21 protein-coding genes are annotated in these 18,187 nt (G+C 41.4%); 9 read left to right on the top strand and 12 right to left on the bottom strand.

Features of this window, described 5'->3' with window-relative positions; translation table 11 throughout:
- Window positions 1–8: 8 nt before the first annotated feature.
- Together ACXAH2_RS05020 and ACXAH2_RS05015 are read right to left on the bottom strand one after the other, a co-directional pair.
- Window positions 9–497, bottom strand: coding sequence for a putative 4-hydroxy-4-methyl-2-oxoglutarate aldolase (locus tag ACXAH2_RS05020; protein WP_475077081.1), 489 nt, complete (start codon window positions 495–497; stop codon window positions 9–11).
- Between the two features lie 106 nt (window positions 498–603).
- The gene (locus tag ACXAH2_RS05015) at window positions 604–1,113 is read right to left on the bottom strand and encodes a hypothetical protein (protein WP_475077080.1); all 510 of its coding nucleotides are present in this window, start codon (window positions 1,111–1,113) and stop codon (window positions 604–606) included.
- Between the two features lie 31 nt (window positions 1,114–1,144).
- On the opposite strand from ACXAH2_RS05015, the gene ACXAH2_RS05010 reads away from it, so the two are divergent.
- The 3 genes from ACXAH2_RS05010 (at window position 1,145) to ACXAH2_RS05000 (ending at window position 5,030) form a co-directional block, all read left to right on the top strand.
- Entirely contained in the window at window positions 1,145–2,293 is a 1,149-nt protein-coding gene (locus tag ACXAH2_RS05010) for a M14 family metallopeptidase (RefSeq protein WP_475077079.1), read from the top strand.
- Between the two features lie 34 nt (window positions 2,294–2,327).
- Complete coding sequence (gene efpL / locus ACXAH2_RS05005; RefSeq protein WP_475077078.1) at window positions 2,328–2,900, top strand: elongation factor P-like protein EfpL; 573 nt, start codon at window positions 2,328–2,330, stop codon at window positions 2,898–2,900.
- A 240-nt stretch (window positions 2,901–3,140) separates the two neighbouring features.
- Window positions 3,141–5,030: a methyl-accepting chemotaxis protein gene (locus ACXAH2_RS05000; protein ID WP_475077077.1), complete on the top strand. Its 1,890-nt coding sequence runs from the start codon at window positions 3,141–3,143 to the stop codon at window positions 5,028–5,030.
- Between the two features lie 204 nt (window positions 5,031–5,234).
- Here the strand turns inward: ACXAH2_RS05000 and ACXAH2_RS04995 are convergent, their stop codons facing one another.
- The gene (locus ACXAH2_RS04995; protein WP_475077076.1) at window positions 5,235–7,130 is read right to left on the bottom strand and encodes a TonB-dependent receptor domain-containing protein; all 1,896 of its coding nucleotides are present in this window, start codon (window positions 7,128–7,130) and stop codon (window positions 5,235–5,237) included.
- Between the two features lie 238 nt (window positions 7,131–7,368).
- Here ACXAH2_RS04995 and ACXAH2_RS04990 point away from each other — a divergent pair, with 238 nt between their 5' ends.
- The gene (locus tag ACXAH2_RS04990; protein WP_475077075.1) at window positions 7,369–7,698 is read left to right on the top strand and encodes a zinc ribbon domain-containing protein YjdM; all 330 of its coding nucleotides are present in this window, start codon (window positions 7,369–7,371) and stop codon (window positions 7,696–7,698) included.
- A gap of 166 nt (window positions 7,699–7,864) precedes the next feature.
- Window positions 7,865–8,656, top strand: a complete 792-nt coding sequence (locus ACXAH2_RS04985; protein WP_475077074.1) for a response regulator — start codon at window positions 7,865–7,867, stop codon at window positions 8,654–8,656.
- A 20-nt stretch (window positions 8,657–8,676) separates the two neighbouring features.
- On the opposite strand, the gene ACXAH2_RS04980 is transcribed toward ACXAH2_RS04985, so the two are convergent.
- Window positions 8,677–9,108 (bottom strand): pseudoazurin, encoded by a 432-nt coding sequence (locus ACXAH2_RS04980; protein ID WP_475077073.1) that lies wholly within the window; start codon window positions 9,106–9,108, stop codon window positions 8,677–8,679.
- Between the two features lie 109 nt (window positions 9,109–9,217).
- Here ACXAH2_RS04980 and ACXAH2_RS04975 point away from each other — a divergent pair, with 109 nt between their 5' ends.
- The 4 genes from ACXAH2_RS04975 to ACXAH2_RS04960 all read left to right on the top strand — a co-directional run bounded on the left by ACXAH2_RS04975 (window position 9,218) and on the right by ACXAH2_RS04960 (window position 12,136).
- Window positions 9,218–9,340 carry a hypothetical protein gene (locus tag ACXAH2_RS04975; RefSeq protein WP_475077072.1) on the top strand — a complete coding sequence of 41 codons (123 nt, stop codon included), beginning with the start codon at window positions 9,218–9,220 and terminating at the stop codon, window positions 9,338–9,340.
- A gap of 51 nt (window positions 9,341–9,391) precedes the next feature.
- Window positions 9,392–10,108 carry a ZIP family metal transporter gene (locus ACXAH2_RS04970; RefSeq protein ID WP_475077071.1) on the top strand — a complete coding sequence of 239 codons (717 nt, stop codon included), beginning with the start codon at window positions 9,392–9,394 and terminating at the stop codon, window positions 10,106–10,108.
- A gap of 217 nt (window positions 10,109–10,325) precedes the next feature.
- The gene (locus ACXAH2_RS04965) at window positions 10,326–11,510 is read left to right on the top strand and encodes a benzoate/H(+) symporter BenE family transporter (RefSeq protein WP_475077070.1); all 1,185 of its coding nucleotides are present in this window, start codon (window positions 10,326–10,328) and stop codon (window positions 11,508–11,510) included.
- Complete coding sequence (locus ACXAH2_RS04960) at window positions 11,510–12,136, top strand: GntR family transcriptional regulator (RefSeq protein ID WP_475077069.1); 627 nt, start codon at window positions 11,510–11,512, stop codon at window positions 12,134–12,136. Before ACXAH2_RS04965 ends, ACXAH2_RS04960 begins: the two co-directional genes overlap by 1 nt.
- On the opposite strand, the gene ACXAH2_RS04955 is transcribed toward ACXAH2_RS04960, so the two are convergent.
- The 8 genes from ACXAH2_RS04955 to ACXAH2_RS04920 form a co-directional block, all read right to left on the bottom strand.
- Window positions 12,133–12,804: a sensor histidine kinase gene (locus ACXAH2_RS04955; protein ID WP_475077068.1), complete on the bottom strand. Its 672-nt coding sequence runs from the start codon at window positions 12,802–12,804 to the stop codon at window positions 12,133–12,135. The two genes, ACXAH2_RS04960 and ACXAH2_RS04955, sit on opposite strands and share 4 nt — an antisense overlap.
- 6 nt (window positions 12,805–12,810) lie before the next feature.
- Window positions 12,811–14,022, bottom strand: coding sequence for a response regulator (locus tag ACXAH2_RS04950; RefSeq protein WP_475077067.1), 1,212 nt, complete (start codon window positions 14,020–14,022; stop codon window positions 12,811–12,813).
- A 26-nt stretch (window positions 14,023–14,048) separates the two neighbouring features.
- On the bottom strand, window positions 14,049–14,267 hold the full coding sequence (yacG, locus tag ACXAH2_RS04945; protein ID WP_475077066.1) for a DNA gyrase inhibitor YacG: 219 nt from the start codon (window positions 14,265–14,267) through the stop codon (window positions 14,049–14,051).
- Window positions 14,264–14,869, bottom strand: coding sequence for a dephospho-CoA kinase (gene coaE / locus ACXAH2_RS04940; RefSeq protein WP_475077065.1), 606 nt, complete (start codon window positions 14,867–14,869; stop codon window positions 14,264–14,266). The genes yacG and coaE overlap by 4 nt, the downstream gene beginning before the upstream one ends.
- A 403-nt stretch (window positions 14,870–15,272) precedes the next feature.
- Window positions 15,273–16,337: a type II secretion system F family protein gene (locus ACXAH2_RS04935; protein WP_475077064.1), complete on the bottom strand. Its 1,065-nt coding sequence runs from the start codon at window positions 16,335–16,337 to the stop codon at window positions 15,273–15,275.
- Window positions 16,338–16,356: 19 nt separating this feature from the next.
- The gene (locus tag ACXAH2_RS04930) at window positions 16,357–17,271 is read right to left on the bottom strand and encodes a GspE/PulE family protein (RefSeq protein ID WP_475077063.1); all 915 of its coding nucleotides are present in this window, start codon (window positions 17,269–17,271) and stop codon (window positions 16,357–16,359) included.
- Window positions 17,268–17,720 carry a pilin gene (locus ACXAH2_RS04925; protein WP_475077062.1) on the bottom strand — a complete coding sequence of 151 codons (453 nt, stop codon included), beginning with the start codon at window positions 17,718–17,720 and terminating at the stop codon, window positions 17,268–17,270. The genes ACXAH2_RS04930 and ACXAH2_RS04925 overlap by 4 nt, the downstream gene beginning before the upstream one ends.
- Before the next feature lie 77 nt (window positions 17,721–17,797).
- Window positions 17,798–18,160 (bottom strand): hypothetical protein, encoded by a 363-nt coding sequence (locus ACXAH2_RS04920; RefSeq protein WP_475077061.1) that lies wholly within the window; start codon window positions 18,158–18,160, stop codon window positions 17,798–17,800.
- Between the last annotated feature and the right edge of the window lie 27 nt (window positions 18,161–18,187).

Genomic DNA, 18,187 nt, shown 5'->3' with positions numbered 1-18,187 from the left:
CGCTTGCTCTATTGAGGTAGAGCAAGTTCATGTTTTGCGACCAAAACCCCGTTTAGGTCACAGTATATAAAGTCGCCCGATTCGATATGAATGCCAGCAAAACTTAGCGCCTTGCCAATGTCTCCTAAGCCACGTTTTTCAGTGGGCATGGGGTGAGCACATAATGCTTTGATGCCAATGTTTAATTCGGCTTGAGCGGCTACATCACGAATGGCACCGTAGATGACAAAGCCTTCCCAGCCATTGTTTACCGCTTTTTCCGCTAACATATCCCCTAATAGGGCACGACGCTTACTGCCACCGCCATCCACAACCATTACCTTGCCACGACCATCTTGACCGACCAATTCTCGAACTCGACTATTGTCTTCAAAACAGGCCACAGTGACAGCTTGGCCATAAAAATGCGTTTTTTTGCCAAACGATTGAAAAACTGGCTCCGCTATGTCGATTTCTTTTGAATAAAGATCACATAAATCAGGTAGTAAATCTTTCATATGCTTTCCTCACCTTTGGGTTTTATTATTCTTTGACTTTAAAGGCGTTATCAGAATTTAACCACTTTCGTCTTAGTATAATGAGTATAGACAAAGGTGATGAAAGTTATTCCGGGTTCAGTTCACTGGTATCAATTAACTCGTATTCGGCTGCGATCTGTAGCAGTTGCACTATTAACTCGTCCGGTGGTAGTAGATGTAGAGCAGAATGTTGTCCTTGATCTTCGAATGCCTCGGTTAGGTTGACTCCATGCTCATTAAACCATTGATGGATACTATGTATCTCAAAACTTGGCTCTAAACCTTTGGTATCGTAAGTGGCTTCTACTAATGTAGAAATCATCTCTGGATCCAGTGCGTAAATCACATCGGTATCAAATTCATTGGTCCACTCAGCCAATATATCACTGGCTTCAAAACCGAATTCATAGAGTTGTTGTTCGTCTAAATCCTGCGCATTAGGTTCTAGTACATGATGATGCAGCCAGTCATCATCTGGTATGACTAGGACCTCTTTTACTTGAGCGTCATGAGTTGACCAAGTAAATAATAAAGGGAAAGTGGGATCGTCAGAAGAGTTGGCGACAGCTGTGATGAATATAGGTAAACTTGCCATAATTAAGAACCACGCTTGTTAAGGAAGAAAAATGACCAGCCGAATCAAGATCAGCAGTGCATTTGATGGTGGAAATATCTCCGTTATTAATGCCTCAGAGCCGGACAATATTAGAGTAAAGATCCCTCATGATACAAACTCTAAATTTTTACAGTGGTTTTATTTCCGTCTTCAAGGTGGCATGGGCGAAGAATGTGTGATTCATTTTGAAAACGCCAGTGATGCGGCCTATCCTGATGGATGGGTGGATTATCAAGCAGTGGCATCTTATGACAGGGAGGAATGGTTTCGCGTGCCGACCGATTACCAAGATGGAAAATTAGTGATCCGTCATCAGCCAGAACAAGACAGCATTTATTATGCTTATTTTGCTCCATACAGCTATGAGCGCCATTTAGACATGATAGCGTGGGCGGCGAGTCATCAAGATTGTATTACTCATCATCTTGGTGAAACGGCTGAAGGTCGTGATATTACCATGCTAGAAATCAGCAAAACTCAAGGCTTGGCGAAAAATATTTGGATCATAGCGCGACAGCACCCGGGGGAAACCATGGCGGAATGGTTTGTTGAAGGCTTGTTGGAGCGTCTTTTTGATGAATCTCATCCGATTGCGCGCAGTTTATTACAGAGCTGCCGTTTTTATGTGGTACCCCACATGAATCCGGATGGGGCGGTGCACGGCAATTTACGTGTTAACTCGAAAGGCGTGAATTTGAATCGTGAGTGGAAAAATCCGACCCAGGAGTTTAGTCCTGAGGTTTTAGCCGTACAGAACAAAATGGCAGAAACGGGCGTTGACCTATTTTTAGACATTCATGGTGATGAAGCTTTGCCAGTAAACTTTGTCGACGGTTGTCAGGGGATTCCTTCTTTTGATGAACGTATGCAAGGCATGGAAACCTTATTCAAAGATGTGTTTAAAGTGGTGAGTCCAGACTTTCAGACCGACATAGGTTACACAGCGGATCAGTTTGGCGAAGCGAATTTGACCGTTGCTACCAAATGGGTAGGGGAAACCTACCGTTGTTTGTCCTTTACTTTGGAAATGCCTTTTAAAGATAATCAGAACTTGTCCGATGACATAGTAGGATGGTCTCCTGAAAGGGCGAAAATATTAGGTGCGGATGTACTTTATCCAATATATCAAGTTATTCATAGTGCCTACATGAAGATGTAACCTCATTTGTTGTTGATTTATTAGGAAGATAAGCATGCCAAAGGCAAGTGAAATCAAAAAAAATGCTGCCATTGAATTCGAAGGCAAAACCTACATAGTAAAAGACATTGAACGCTCCGTCCCGCAAGGGCGTGCGGGAGGCAGTTTATACCGTATGCGTATGTACGATGTGGTGTCGGGAAGAAAGTTAGATGAAACTTTTAAGGATTCTGACATGATTAATATGGCGGATTTGATTCGTCGTCCTGCCATGTTTTCCTATCTAGATGGCGAAGAGTATGTCTTTATGGATAACGAAGACTATACCCCATACAACTTAAATCAACACAGTATCGAAGAAGATATTCTATTCTTAAATGAAGAAACCAGTGGTATTCAAGTGGTTTTGGTCAATGATGTACCCGTAGCATTGGACATGCCAACCAATGTTGAACTAGACGTTATTGAAACGGATCCGTCTATCAAAGGCGCTTCGGCAACATCGCGAACTAAGCCCGCAGTACTTTCAACCGGTGCAGTGGTTCAAGTGCCTGAGCACATTTCAACAGGTGATCGTATTAAAGTTAATATTGAAGAGCGGAAATTTGCTGGCCGCGCAGAAAAGTAACAGGCATTTATATCGTTCATCAATATGATAAGAAATTAGGATAGTTTAGGGGCGCAGGAGCAATAACATCTTAAGATGTGATCTCTAGCAAAGTGATTAATAGCAGGCTAACTACTATTAATCGAGTGTAACTGAAAGAGGGTGATATTGTAGTAGGATGCAATAGGATCCTTCTTTCTAACTGTGTTTTCCTATAAGCAGTTGTCAACACAGGGATTCTTTGTCAATTTGAGGTTTAAAATGACGTTGCATCGTAAATTAATCTTAGCCAGTTGTTCTACACTGGTAGTGGCTGCCTGTATCCTGGCGCTGATATCCATCACTTCAATGCGTAATCAGATTCTAAATGATCTAGAGATTAGTATGCATCAGTATGGTGTGAGTAGTGCGAGTCGAATTAGCAGTTGGTTGCAGAGCAAACACCAAGTTGTACTTTCTATGAAAAAAATCATAGAAAGCGATCCTGCGGATGATCAAGGCATTGTTGATGCTTTAATTCAAGGTAAGATTGCTGGTGATTTTATTAGTGTATTGTATGGTACGGATCAGGGAGACGCTTACCGTGTAAATGGTAAGAATACAAAAGCAGGTTATGATGTAAAGGCTCGAGACTGGTATCAAGCGGGAGCAAATGCTAATGGTCCCACCATTACGGAACCTTTTTTTGCTGCCACTTCTAAGGTGTTTATTTTGTCGGCGGTGGATCAAATTCAATCTGACGGTAAGTTTTTGGGAGTGGTGACGGCCAATGTTGCTTTAACGGGGATCAATGAAGTGGTATCCAGCTTGAAAACACCAGGCAATGGTTTGGCTTTTATTGTGTCTGATTCAGGAAATATTATCTCTTACCCAGATGGTAGTTTGAATAACAAACCCTTGGCCGAATTACAGTCGGAACTAAATTTAGCGCAAATCCAAGAAAATGTAGCGACAGAGGCTTTAGATGACGTCAGGGTTAATGATTCTGATTATTTGATGTCGTCTGTGCGTATTACAGGTACTGAGTGGTCCATGGTGTCTTTGGGCGATAAATCCATTTTATTGGCCCCCATTCAAAAGCTAATGTTATATCAAATCATAACCGTGATTGTATTGATTGTGGTTTCGACAGTGATCTTGAGTTTGTTGATTCGTTATTTATTGACTGACTTACTAAAAGTGTCAACCGCATTAGAAGATATTGCTCAAGGTGATGGTGATTTGACTGTTACGATTGATACTAAAAGCCAAGATGAAGTAGGTAAACTTGCCAATAATTTCAATGCCTTTGTGTTGAAGTTGAGGGACATTATTAAGAATATTGATAAGTTGAGTAACATTCTTTTTGAACAGTCTCAAGGCAGTGCTCAATCCGTTGCAGAAAGTACCAAGCGATTGAATCGTCAGCAGGATGAAATGGTATCTGTGGTGGCGGCAGTGGAACAAATGACGACGGCAACACAGGAAATTGCAACCAATGCTGAACAAACAGCGTCGCAGGCCAATGATACGGTAGATATCAGTAGCAGTGGTCAAGCGCTGGCTAAAACCAGTTTGTCTTCTATCAATCAATTGGCGCAAGAAGTGACTTTGGCAACAGAGGTGATCACTGAATTGAACCAACAAGGCGATAAAATTAATTCGATCGTTTCTACAATTAGCGACATCGCCGAACAGACTAACTTATTGGCGTTGAATGCTGCCATCGAAGCAGCTCGAGCGGGAGAACAAGGCCGAGGTTTTGCTGTAGTGGCAGATGAAGTGCGTGTTTTATCACAGCGTACTCATACCTCTACCGAAGAAATTTCTGCCATGATTTCCAGTTTGCAAACCACAACGGCGAAAGCTGTGGATGTGATGGCTTTATGTCATAAGTTGGCTTCTACCAGCGTGGAGGATACGGAAAAATCCGGTAGTAGTTTTGCGGAAATCGCAAAGTCTATCGATATGATTAATGGTATGACAGCGCAGATTGCAACGGCGGCGGAAGAACAGACCAGTGTGATCAGTGAAATCGGCCAAAATACCTATGCCATTCGTGAAGTGTCTACTCAATTACAAGATGAAATGGGTGAGGGATTAGCGCAAGCCAATAAACTCAAAGAATTGGCGGAGAACCTAAGAGACCAAGTTGATAAGTTTAAATTATAACATGGGCGCAATGGGCATGGTGATACCATGCTTACCATTTGATAGGAAAAACGGGCAAGTTTGATTGCCCGTTTTTTTTGAACGTTTGAAACATGTATTTTAACTGAACATCTTGTGTTTAAAAGCCCTGTCTCTGCCCAAACAGAAAACCCTCTGACAAGGAAGTTATCAGAGGGTTCAGTTATTTAACTTTGGAGGAAATGCTTAGAAAGAAGCGTCTAAAGCCACCCAGTATTCGCGGCCATGATCAACAAAGCCATAGTCTTCGTCGGTGAACTCCTCATCCAGAAGGTTGTTCATACCAAGGCTGACTTTTAAGTGATTATTGATCACATAGTTAGCACCTAAGTCCACCAGTTTGTATGAAGGCGTTGGATCATCTTCTTCATTGGCTTCACCATAGTAAGTGTAGCTGGTCCACACTTTTAATTGTTCGTTCACCGACCAATCAAAAGAGGCGGTTGCCATGTGAAGTGGCACGCTGGTTAGCGGTGAGCCTTTGTCATCACCTGTTAGGATTTCTGAGTCTGTGTAGGTGTAGCTAAGAGAAGCTGATACCGCGTCCGTTATATAGGCTTTACCGGAAAGCTCAAGGCCTTTGGTTTCCGCTTCGTCGATGTTGTAATAACCTCGATCGTTTGTTGCTGCTTCGTCTGGACATTCAATTTCAGCTTCTGAACAGTTGCCATCTTCGATTTTATCGTCGAAGTGGTTGTTAAAGACGGTAATACTGGCTAACACATCACCATTATCAAAAATGGCGCCGATTTCTGTGCTAACAGAGGATTCAGGTTTTAAATTTGAATTACCATAGGTGTTACGACCTCGAGAAGCGATAGCCCAGTTGCTTGAAAGTTGTCTAATTTTTGGTGCTTTGTATCCTGTGGATACGCCACCTTTTAATGTCAGTGTTTCTGTGGCTGAAAAGACGCCATACACTTTAGGACTTAAATGGTTTTTGAAATTCTCATTTTTATCGGCGCGTAAACCTGTGATCAATGAGAATTGATCCGTCATATACCATTCATCTTCAGCAAATACAGACAATTGATTGTTGGATAGTTCTGTCAGCCCACTAGATGCTTGGTTGCCTTGGTCTTCTAACTTGGCATCAATATAACTGGCACCTAAAGTGCTGGTGTTGTTTTCTCTTGGTAAGATCCAAGTAGAGCTTAATTGAGTATTATTAATTTTAGATTCATCGGTTATATTTTCTGTTGAATCGATTTGGATAAAGCTGTTTTCTGAAATATCACCATAACGACCACTATGTGTAATGGCAGTGGATGTCTTTTCGTTTTCTTGCTCGCCAGCTCTATTGCTGCTAGTTGTGGATTTGTTGAGTGTAAAGACGCGGTCTTGTTTCGTTCTGCTAACATCTAATCCAAAATCGTGATCTTCATTAGCTTGCCAGTTGATCTTGGCATTATAGCGTTTGATTTGTTTTTCTGGGTCGCCGCCATCGATTTCATCTTCTTCTTGGTCAAAGAGTTCAGCGCTGATTTGAGCGCTTAATACATCTTGGATAATTGGTCCAGACAAGGCTAGAGAGGTTCTGGTGGTATCATTAAATTCACTGCCTTCTACCGTGGTGATTTCATGGCGCAAATTACCATGCCAAGAATTGGTTACCTTTTTAGTTATGATATTGATTACTCCGCCCATGGCACTCGAACCATAAAGTGTCGACATAGGGCCACGAATGACTTCAATGCGTTCTATCATTGATAGTGGAGGCATCCATTCTTGGTCATAACCATCTGCTGATTTTTCCCTAGAGTCTCTGGAGGTTTGAGGACGTCCATCAATCAAAAATAAAGTGTATTCAGGTTGTAAGCCACGCATTTGGATATTTGTTCCGCCTGTTGCTCTAGCCAACTGCACACCAGGTACGCTTTCAATGGCTTCTGCAAGGTCTCGATAAGCCGCTTTTTCAATGTCTTCCGCTGTGATAACGCTAATAGAAGCAGGGGCTTCCGCGGTTTCTTGCTCAAATCCGGATGCAGTGATAACAAGGTTATCTAATTGTTCTTCAGCAAGTGCTGCATTAGAAAGCGCTACCGCCATGGCAGTTAAAGTCAGTACGCAGGTTTTTTTCATGGTAAACGGAACTCCAAATGATCCAATATTACAGTGTTTAAATGTTAATTATTCTCATTATTGCATCAATTCCTATTTTGTTGTTGCAACATTGTGTTCCGTTTTGTGCAATGTATACAGATTACTGACGTTTGAGGAGGTTTAAGGAGATTTAAAGTGAGCAGGCGTTTCTGTCATTATCAATTACTAGCCCTGTGATACTATGAGCGCGTTACTATTTTGTCTATTTGAGGAAGTTATGTCACTGCCATCTTGCCCGAGTTGTCATTCTGAATACGTCTATCAAGATCAAATGTTGTTAATTTGTCCTGAGTGCGGTTATGAATGGAATCCGGATGAGGAAAAGAGTGTGAGACTAACGGATGCCAACGGTAACCTATTGGCAGAAGGTGACAAGGTAACTCTTATAAAAGACTTAAAGGTAAAAGGTCGTTCTCAAGTGTTGAAGATAGGTACGAAAGCGTTAGTTAAACGTATTAAAGAAGCTAAAGATCATCAGCTGGACTGTCGTGTAGATGGGGCTGGTGAAATGTTTATTTCTGCACACTTTGTTAAGAAGTTGAATTAGAGCGTTGAGTTTGATTTTCTTGACTTATTTTGATTAAAGTTAACTTTTTAATTTGATTAGTGATTATGAAAATATCTTGCTGCCAGTGGTTTACATTTGTTAACATTCTTTAGTCATATACGCCTAAGTTTTCTCTCTGTTACAGACGTATGCATGAGGAATATAAGTGAAAAATGTTAGTTTTTTGATTGCTGATGACAGTCAATCTATTCGTTCGGTGGTGAAGAGCACTATTTATGATCAGCTTGGAAGCCAAAAAATTTTATCCGCTGTCAATGGACTAACAGCCAAGCTTATTTTACAAAAGCAAGCCGTTGATGTGATTATCTCTGATCTAGATATGCCTCACTTAGATGGCTTCCAGTTATTATCCTTTGTGCGTTCTCATGCAAAATTAAAAAATACCCCTTTCATCATGATGACATCAGAAGACAGCAAGGAATTTGTTGTAGATGCGATTCAAAAAGGGGTGACCCAATATTTGGTTAAACCCTTTACTCAAGAAAGATTAGAAGAAGCCATTCGTCGAGCTTGGTATGGTTCAGAGCAAAGGCGCAGTGCGCGTATTACCGATTTACCTGCCCATGATTTGGAAGTGTCCTTTGATTTAGATAAGCCATATAAAGGGGTTATTAAGAATCTTAGCAAAACGGGCATTCTTGTTGAGCTGTCTTATTCTGATGACGTCAAGCTATTTACTAAATGTCGAGTTGGTTTTCATTTTCCGTTAGGAAAGCGTGGTACTTTTCAGGTAACAGAATTGGTTTACCATGTCGTACGGATTGAGACGGCAGATCATGCTGATTCAACGAATACCTTATGCAATGTTGCGATTAATCTGGACGAAGAGAGCAGTCATTCTGCTTGCTTGGATACGCTAACTGCTTTGATGGATGTGCTTACTTTGGAAGGCGTAAACCGTGCTAGTTTGGAGCAAGAACTAGAAAGCTCAGATTAGATCTCGAAGATCAGCGAAGCCTATTGCGAAACATAGCTTTGAATAATGTCCGTAAAGCGTTGTTTTACGTACTTTGGTAAGCTTGGCGGAATGACCAATTCTGAAATACCCACTTCACCGACTTTAATTAGCATCACCATGCCCATGGTAAAGTGAGGATGGCACTTGATGCCATAAAATCCACTTTCATCAAACTGCATGGTGATTTCTTCGTTTAATTTGCCTGTGATGGCTTTGGCTTTGCGTGGTTTCATGAAGCGAATGATCTGAGCATTATGACCCAAATCCACGGCTTTAAAAGTCACTGTGTCACCCTGTTTGATTGGCAAGTAAGCGGGTTCAAATACCATGTAACCAAGCTCTCCCTGATTTTTCATTTCAACTTGGTAATTTTTAGCATTAGCAAAAGTCGCTACGAAAATGGATAGGATGATAAATAATAAAAATGGCATGGGATTCCGGTTATAAATTTTGCTGATTGGCTCGTTAAAATTAATTCAATATAGGTTTTTTTTAAGGTGTTTTATCCTAATACTTATACAATGAAATAAGGTGAAACGCATGTTGAAAAAACTCTTTATACGAAGCTCAGCACAACAACACAACCCAGACATTGAAATGTGGCAAGGTTGGGATGCATGGGTGAGTGTTGACTACAGTGACTGTGAAAGCCTTTCTCATTAAGAAATTTTTGCGAAAATGTGGTTTAAAATAAAATGGACTTGAGGGATTAAAATGACACAAATGCAGTGGGCCTTGATTCTCACTTTGATGGCAGGAATGGCCATGCCATTAGGGGCTATCATTGCACACTGTTTACAGATTAAACCTCGTTGGTTAGAAAAAGAAATCTTGCATGGTATCACCGCGTTTGGCGGTGGTGCTTTATTATCCGCAGTGTCATTAGTTCTGGTACCTGAAGGCATTAAACACTTTAATGCTTTGCAATCCGCGAGTTTGTTTTTGTTAGGCGGCGTGATTTTTATGCTGTTGGATTATCGTTTGTCCAAAAGTGGTTCCTCCATGAGTCAGCTGATTGCCATGCTGTCTGATTTTATTCCTGAATCTTTAGCCCTTGGAGCGGCAGTGGCAGTCGAGCGAAAAGACGCTATTTTAATTACCTTGTTAATTATCATGCAGAATTTGCCTGAAGGTTTTAACGCTTTTCGTGAGATACGACAAAGTCGTCAATTTGGCGTGAAAAGCGTTATTGGTATTTTTATTTTGCTGGCATTAACTGGGCCAATTGCTGGCATGGCTGCTTATATCTGGTTATCTGAATGGCACGGTGTGATATCAGGCATCATGTTATTTTCTGCTGGCGGTATTTTATACATAGTGTTTCAAGACATAGCGCCGCAAGCGGTCCTTGAAAAACATTGGGGGCCTCCACTTGGTGCTGTTTTGGGGTTTGCTCTAGGTCTTATTGGTTATGTTTTAGTGAATACCTAATCTAGCCGCTTTTTGCTTGTTCCTTCGTATTTTTTTATTGTCATTTTATGTGTGAACCACACATTCATTCGTTTTGCTTGATAGTAAAAACGGATTCCTTTCTTTACTTCAAAAGTGGCTAATTTAGCTCCGCATAAAAAATGTATACAAATTTTAATCTTATCCGAATATAGTAGTCCATAGTAATTTTTTTGGGTTGTAAAATAAGGTGGACAACATGCTGGTATCAGTATTAAAGGACGTTAGCTTAAGTGCTGTGGTAGCGGGTTTTGTCGCAGTATTGATTGGTTTTGCCGGCTCGGTAGCCATTGTTTTTCAAGCAGCACAAGCAGCAGGAGCGAACGAAGCTATTATGGTGTCATGGATTATGGCATTAGGTTTAGGCATGGGGGCTAGCTGTTTTTGCCTCTCTTTATGGTTTCGTGCTCCAGTCATTACCGCTTGGTCCACGCCAGGGGCAGCCTTATTGACGACCAGTTTGGCTGGCTATTCTTATGCAGAGGCCATTGGCGTGTTTATTTTTGTTGGGGCTTTGACGCTGATCTCCGGTGTATCCGGGTGGTTCGATCGTTTGATGAACTGGGTACCATTACCCATAGCCTGTGCCATGTTAGCAGGTGTGTTGTTTCAGTTTGGTATAAGCATTTTTACTGCCATGCAAGGGGATTTTTGGCTAGTAGGGATTATGTTATTGGTCTATTTAATCAGTAAACAATGGCTACCGAGATACGCTGTTCTTTGTGTGCTTTTGGTCGGTGTAATGATGGTAGTTGGCGGTTCTAATCAGGCTTTTTTTACAGAACTATCACTTACTATTGGGCATCCTATTTGGGTGTGGCCCGAATGGAACATTAGTGCTTTGATCGGTATTGGTATTCCTTTGTTTATCGTTACCTTGACATCTCAGAACATTCCAGGTGTGGCTGTGTTGCGAAGCTGTGGTTATCAAACTCCTGTGTCACCTTTGATGAGCTTAACCGGTTTAGCTTCTATATTACTGGCCCCTCTGGGTGGTTTTGCTTTTAACCTAGCGGCTATTACAGCGGCGATTTGTTCTGGTGATGAATGTCATAAGAATCCAGCAAAGCGATATATAGCAGGCCTATCTGCGGGGGTATTTTATGCTATATCGGGTTTGGCAGGGGCATCGATTGTCGGTTTATTTGCCATGTTTCCGGCGAGTATGATAGCTGCCTTGGCAGGTATTGCTTTGCTAGGTACGATTGGCACCAATTTGAAAATCGCTATGCAGGAAGACAGTTATCGAGAAGCTGCCTTAGTAACTTTTTTAGTGACTGTATCGGGTGCCTCCTTCTTCGGTGTGGCCTCGGCGATTTGGGGAATCTTATTAGGGGCGGCATGTTTGTTGATCAGTAAGTGTCATTTAAGGAAGGGGGAGTAATGGATTTAGTCGCCGTCATAAAAGAAGACATATTGTATCAGCGTTTACCAACAGGAGTACCATTAAGACAAAGTGTTTTGTCAGAACAATATGCTGTTAGTCGTATACCGGTGCGAGATGCTTTATTGAAGCTTCAAGGAGATGGATGGTTGGTACCGCATGGCAAGGCCGGGGTGATGATTCCTGAGTTGAATTGGCAAGAGGCGGAGGAACTTGCTTGGATGCGGGCTAAACTGGAAGTCTTAGCACTTGAGTTGGCGTGGCCAAAGTTAACACTAGAACATCTTTCACTGGCTCATTCTTATCTGGATAAGCTGGAACAAAAAAATTTGCCTTTAATGATGCGAGGTGATTTGAACTGGTTTTTCCATAGTGCCATTTATAATGCTTGTCAGCGGAACAGTTTACTGAGAAATATGGCCTCTCTTAATCAGCAAGCCAGCCGATATTTGGGTTTTCAGTTTGGTCCTTTGGAGTATCATCAACATAGTCAGCAAGAACACAGGGATTGGTTGGATTGTATTAAGCGAGAGGACAAATCGAGTGCTATCACTTTGCTTGAGAAGCATATTTTAGCGGCGGGACAGCGACTCACTGAACACTTAAAGAGGAGGAGTGAAGATTAGTCGTGATTTTGTGGAATATAAATGGCAAGGCAAGCCCCACCAAGTCTCGTCGATTGACTTTTGCGAGTAAAACCTGGCTTTTTATCTTTGCCATGAGCATTGGCAGATAATTCAGCGAAATACAAGCCTAATCCAGTATTGTCATCGAGCAGGGCATCGATGTGATGTTCTTCGTTTTCATTAAAGCCAGGACCATCGTCTTCAACGGTTAAAATAAGATAGTCATCTTCTTTGTGGGCCGACAGGAGTATATTGCTTTTCGCGTAACGAAAAGCATTGTATACGCCAGTACTGACGACAGCTGTCATCAGTCTTTCATCAAAACTGCCGGACAGCCCGGTTGGACAATTAAAAGAGAGTTCTAATTGTTTTGCGTTCGCTGAAGATGACAAAGCAAATACTTGATCGTCTAAGAATTCTTCCATCAAAAAGGTATCTGGGTGTAATTCATAGCCGTCAGATGCTAAGCGATATAGATACAGGTACTCAACCCATTCATCATTGAGTTTTTTTAAAGATTCTTCGATATGGATGATTTTTTTGTTCTGAGGAGCTTTATCACCAAGACTTTCTTTCACCGTCTGCAATTGATACAGCAGGGTGCCAACTTGGTTTTTGCTCTCATGAATGGCGCTCGCCAATATGGTGCTAATGTCGACTTTTTCCATCTTAGATCAATTTCCAAAAAGTTTGGCATAACGGTCATTTTGTTCCTTAGTTGGAGCGCTGGTAGTGGCCGAGCCTACTTCACTTAGCCAAACTTCAAAAATTTGTTTGGCTGTGCTGGTTTCTCCACTGGCAATACAAATATCCATTTCGTATTCATAAGATTTAGCACGTGTTTCAGGCTCTTCAAAGAAATTCTCATGGATTTTCTTTAAAGTGCTATCAAAGTTATCTTGCTGACGTGGAATCAGAGTGCCATTGTCAGAAATTCTTGCTAAAGATTCCAAGTGTTTTAAATATACCTCAGAGGTATTGTAACAAGAATGTTTTGCTAAAAAGACGGCTTTACGATAAGCCATTTCAGCTGTGGTACTGTCCTCAATCATAAGACTGATGCGACCTAATTCCATTTGCCGCAAAATATTTTTTGGGGATTTGGTGATGGCTTCTATCAATGTGGCTTGAGCTTCTTCTGGCTTATCTTGCTTGATGAGTACTTTGGCAAGCCAATCATATGCACTAACGAAAAAGCGATTGTCTAGCATAAGCTGTCGTAGCAGTTTTTCTGCCTTGTCCAGTTCATTTGTGGAGTAATAGCATTTGGCCTTACCAAATAAGGCCCAAGGCATCTTGCGGCTTTTGGCAACCTTGTCAAATAAGGTAAGGGCTTTCCTGTAGTCACGTAACTCTAATAAACAATCACCAATAATTCGCTCGCATTTACCTTCTAATGAAGGGTAGTTTTCAATGACTTTTTCAGCGTGCTTGATGGCGTCTGAATATTTTTTTGCGTCCAAAGCTTTATTTACTTTGAAAAGGCGTTCTTTGGTTTCCAATAACTTATTTAATCGGCGTTGTAGCATAGCCTGAGAAAATGGCTTGGTAATGTAACCATCAGGTTGATATTCAATAGCACCCATGACCATTTCAATGGAGGTTTCAGCGGTAACCATCAAGTAGGTTGCCGTGTTGGGAATGAGCTGAGAATGGCGAACTTCCTCAAGTAACTGTTGGCCATCCTTGCCTTTACCAAGATTGTAATCTGACAAGATGACGTCGAAGGACTTGCTGCGCAGCAACTCAATGGCGGTTTCTGCTTTCATTGCAATATCAATGGAGGTAAAGCCAAAATCTGTCAGCATTTTGCGCTGCATAATGCGAGCTTCAGCCATGTCTTCAATCAATAAGGCTTTCTTGGTCGAAAAATCTTGTTGAGCCATAAAACGTTAGATTCCCACTCGATACATCATAAAAAAGACTTATTAGGGTTGGCTACTAAGTCTTCTGAGAAGATTTCGTCTTCTTCGGAGGTTTGTTGAGGAATGGCATAGGATTCACTTGCCCACTCACCAAGATCAATTAATTTACAACGAGCACTGCAAAATGGGCGGTCAGGATTGTCGGTTGACCAGGCTGTTTTGTTTTGACAGGTTGGGCAAGCAACAAGGCTAGAATTTTGTATCATTTGAGCAGACCTAGTATTTTTTCATGCATGGATAAAACTTTAGCACTCATCTTGTTAATATTTCCAGTATTTTCAAGGCTGAAATCGGCTTTGCTTAGCCTTTCACCATTGCTAAGTTGAGAATGAATGATGTTCAGCGCGGTAGATTCATCACTTTGATCGCGTGATATAACACGTTTTAGTTGGATGTCTTTTGGTACATCTAATGCGACAACGAAGCGACATAAGCGATTTTGACCTGTTTCAAACAATAGAGGATGAACTAATAGTACATAATCCGATTGGGCTGCTTGTAATTGCTTTTGTAATTCTTTTCTAACGGCTGGATGCGTGACGCTTTCTAACCATTTCTTCTCGTCAGCGTTATGGAAAATAATCTGTCTAAGGGCTGAACGGTCTAAAGAGCCGTCAGCCAAAAGAATGTCGTCGCCGTACCTTTGTTGGATCTGTTGTAATGGGATAGAGCCAGGTTCAACCACTAAACGAGCTACATCGTCTGCGTCTACGGTTTCAATACCTAATTCGCGAAAGCATTTTGCAACTGTGCTTTTACCAGACCCGATGCCGCCGGCTAAGCCAATGATAGGAGGTGCTATTACCATAAAACCTGTATGTAGAATAAATCAATATCTGAAAAAGTCGAAAAAGGGCCAAATGCTAATTTAGCCCTTCTCATCTTCGATTGATAAATACTATATAAGATTCCCAGTAAAGATGCACAAATTTGTCAGTTATCAAGTGGAAAAGTACCTATTCAAGCGGTTAAAGCGCCAGTTAATTTGGCATCTTCCAAACCAATAGTACGAATCTTTTGCACAGCATAATAAGGCTTGTTATTAACAAACCTACAAACTCACCTATTAAATACAAGGCTAGTAAATGATGAGGAATAACCAAAGCGAGGGCGTTTCTCTGAAAAACCCGGAGGAGGCCTGTATAGATGTAGGGCATTAGGATAGGGCAGGAGTAGGTTGCCGTAGTCCGTGGACTTGTTCTTCCCTTTCCTTAACTGACATTAAACAAGGGCTGATAAATAGCAATAAGGGTATTGGCAACGAAGCTACCAGCAATTAATAAGCAGACAGCAGGAATGAGCTTCTCTAACAAAATAATCTTTTGCTGCCAGTGGTTTTCATGCTTACGAGCGGCCAGTTGCAAGGCGCGTTCTAGATCACCATCCTGTTCGGCTGAATGCAGTGCTATATGAGATTCGTCAGGAAACCAACGTTTAGGAAAACTGTCGACATAGCTCTGCCCCAGTTTTAATTGATAATAAATTTCTAAGCTTTGATTTATGCTGTTTTGATTGGTCAAAAAGGTATGTAGGTTTAATAAGGACTGCTGCAAACTATTGCCTGTTTTGCGGGCATTACTGAGTATGGAAAATATTTTAGCCAATCGAAAGGTAGGGCTGATTTTTTCCAACCAAAAGCAAGCTGTCCCATTACGCAAAATGGATATGAAATAAATTTGTGCTGCGCAGGTAGCGAGATAGCTAAGAGTGGGTTTTACCATAGTGAGAAATAGGTCGCTATCATTCGGTGTTTGCCAATAGTTATTAGTGAGGGCGATAAGCAAGGCAATTTGAATGACACAGAAAGGGTAGGCGCAGGCTTTTAATAAACGCTGTGACCAACTTAATAAGCCATTCAGTTGTTGAATGGATATTGTCAAGCTTTGTATACAATCTTCACGAGTGCCATTTGTATTGATTAATTGACAATAGGGCGCCGCCATTGTTAAGGATAAACTGGCAAGTAACTTATTGAAGGATCTACCTTTATTAAGTTCGCTTAATAAAGCTTTATTGATTAAGCACATCTTTTTATTTCTCGATGACAAGCTAAGATGTTTTATTGCTTCGTGTAGTTGTAAGCCAGAGGTCAGTGCGTTCTGTATTTCTTGATAAAACAATAAGAGAGTGGCGTAGTTTAGATAGTGGGGACGCCACGGACAAATTTGAACATGCCATTGTTTTTGACGAATAAACTGAAACATCAGACTGGTGACTGATTCAGCGTAATGTATTTCCTCCTTTTGGTTCGCTATTTTTACTTGATACCAAGGCATGCTGTTTCCTTTTTTAATATTACAGTGCCTGCCAAAGCTCACTAGATTGAATCAAGCCTGCATAGCTGGAAGGTAGTATTTCTTGCCAGCGAGGTTGTATGGCGGTGAATTTTGCATGTTGTTTTGAATCGCCATAATGCATGGATTGATGAATAATGAGCTGTAGGGAACTGACTAATGAAAAGAAATCTACTTGCCAGGTATGGCAACGGTGAATGGCGTCAAGTGCTGAGTTGGTATGTAATGTTGCGAATACTAGGTGGCCAGTAAGCGCAGCATTTACCGCTAAATTGGCGGTTTGTGCATCACGAATTTCGCCAATCATAATAATGTCAGGGTCCTGTCGTAAAAAGGCCTTTAATAAAGAAATCGCATCTAAATTAATGGCCAGATTCGGCTCACATTGAAATATGCCTGCCAGTTCGTATTCGACTGGGTCTTCTATGGTGAAAATACTTTTTTTTCCATTATTAAGAGCATCCAAGCAGGCATATAGAGTCGTGCTTTTGCCTGCTCCGGTGGCTCCACACACAAGGATCAGACCACTGGGTTGTTGTAGGCAAAGCTCCAACTGCTCGAGTATGGAGGCTGGCATATTCAAATCATTCAAGCCTAATTGTTGTTTTTCAGGTAATAGCCGCAAGGCGACTTTTTCACCGCGTATGCTGGCCACAATACTGACTCTTACAAACCAGGTTTTGTCTTGATCCACAAAGGTGAATTGACCCTCTTGTACACGGCGTGATTCGGAAAGGTCTAAATTGGCCTTCATTTTAATGCGGTTGAGCAATTTTTCCGTAGCAGGTAGGGCCACCATTTTGCGTAATTGACCATAGTTTCTGTGCAATACACTAATTCCACTTTGGCTTTGCTCAATATGGATATCACTGGAACCAGCTTGACTGGCAGTTGCCAGTATTTCTTCAAGTGTCATTCTGCCTCCTCATTTTGTTGGCGACATTGTTGAGGCAAAATCTGTGCGTTGATATTACTGATACAAACCCAGTTACGATTGGCGTCTCTTTGGTAGGTAAGGGTTTGCCCTTCCTCAATTTCAGTGCTGTCATGCAGAGTGATGACAACATTACCTTGCGCTTTGTTCTGATTGTCGACCGACACATTTTTGACGATGGAGTCTTCCGCTAGGGTACGTTTGATTTGTTCGAAATCATCACTTGAGGGGAAGTGCCCATTAAGTAGAATAAATTCTTCAATTAAGGCTTGGTGTTGCGTGGCGATATTTTGAGCATCAATCAGTTTCGCTTTGGCGATTTGTCGAGTAAAAGATGGCGCTGATAGACTGGCTAAAATAGAAATAATGGCGATAACCACCATCAGTTCCAACAGGGTAAATCCCCGTTGTAAAATAAGAGACATTGACATTCTTCACTCCTTGAAGATGTATCAGGCTTCCTGCCCGATATTTTTAGTCATACTTATAGGTATTTTTTGGACAGATGTTAAACAGTTTGATCTAGCATTTCACCTCTAGGTGTTTGCTCTGAGTAATAGGGTGACTCATGAACCTTTCCGAATACTGGTAAATCGTGTTCGTCGTCAAACAATTCATCGAAGTCATTCATTTCTTCTTTTCTTTTATTTTTGAGCTCTTCGTCTTTTTTTCGTGTTTGACCTTGTAACGCTTGTCCCTGCTCTGAAATGGTTACAATTAAATCACTGGACGCTTTGGCGTTACGTGCATGAAGGGCTGCTAGGTTGTTGTCTTCATCAGAACGTACGTCATAAGTAGTATAGCCAGGTTGGGCTGTACTGGAATGAGTATGGTTTGAAACGGCAATAGAATGAGGGACACTGCCAGACATAATATTCACCACCTAGATATGTAAAAA

This window comes from Marinomonas sp. ABL3_031 (assembly GCF_056161265.1).
The sequence above is the reverse complement of the archived record's forward strand: the minus strand, read 5'-3'. Positions and strand labels throughout refer to the sequence as shown.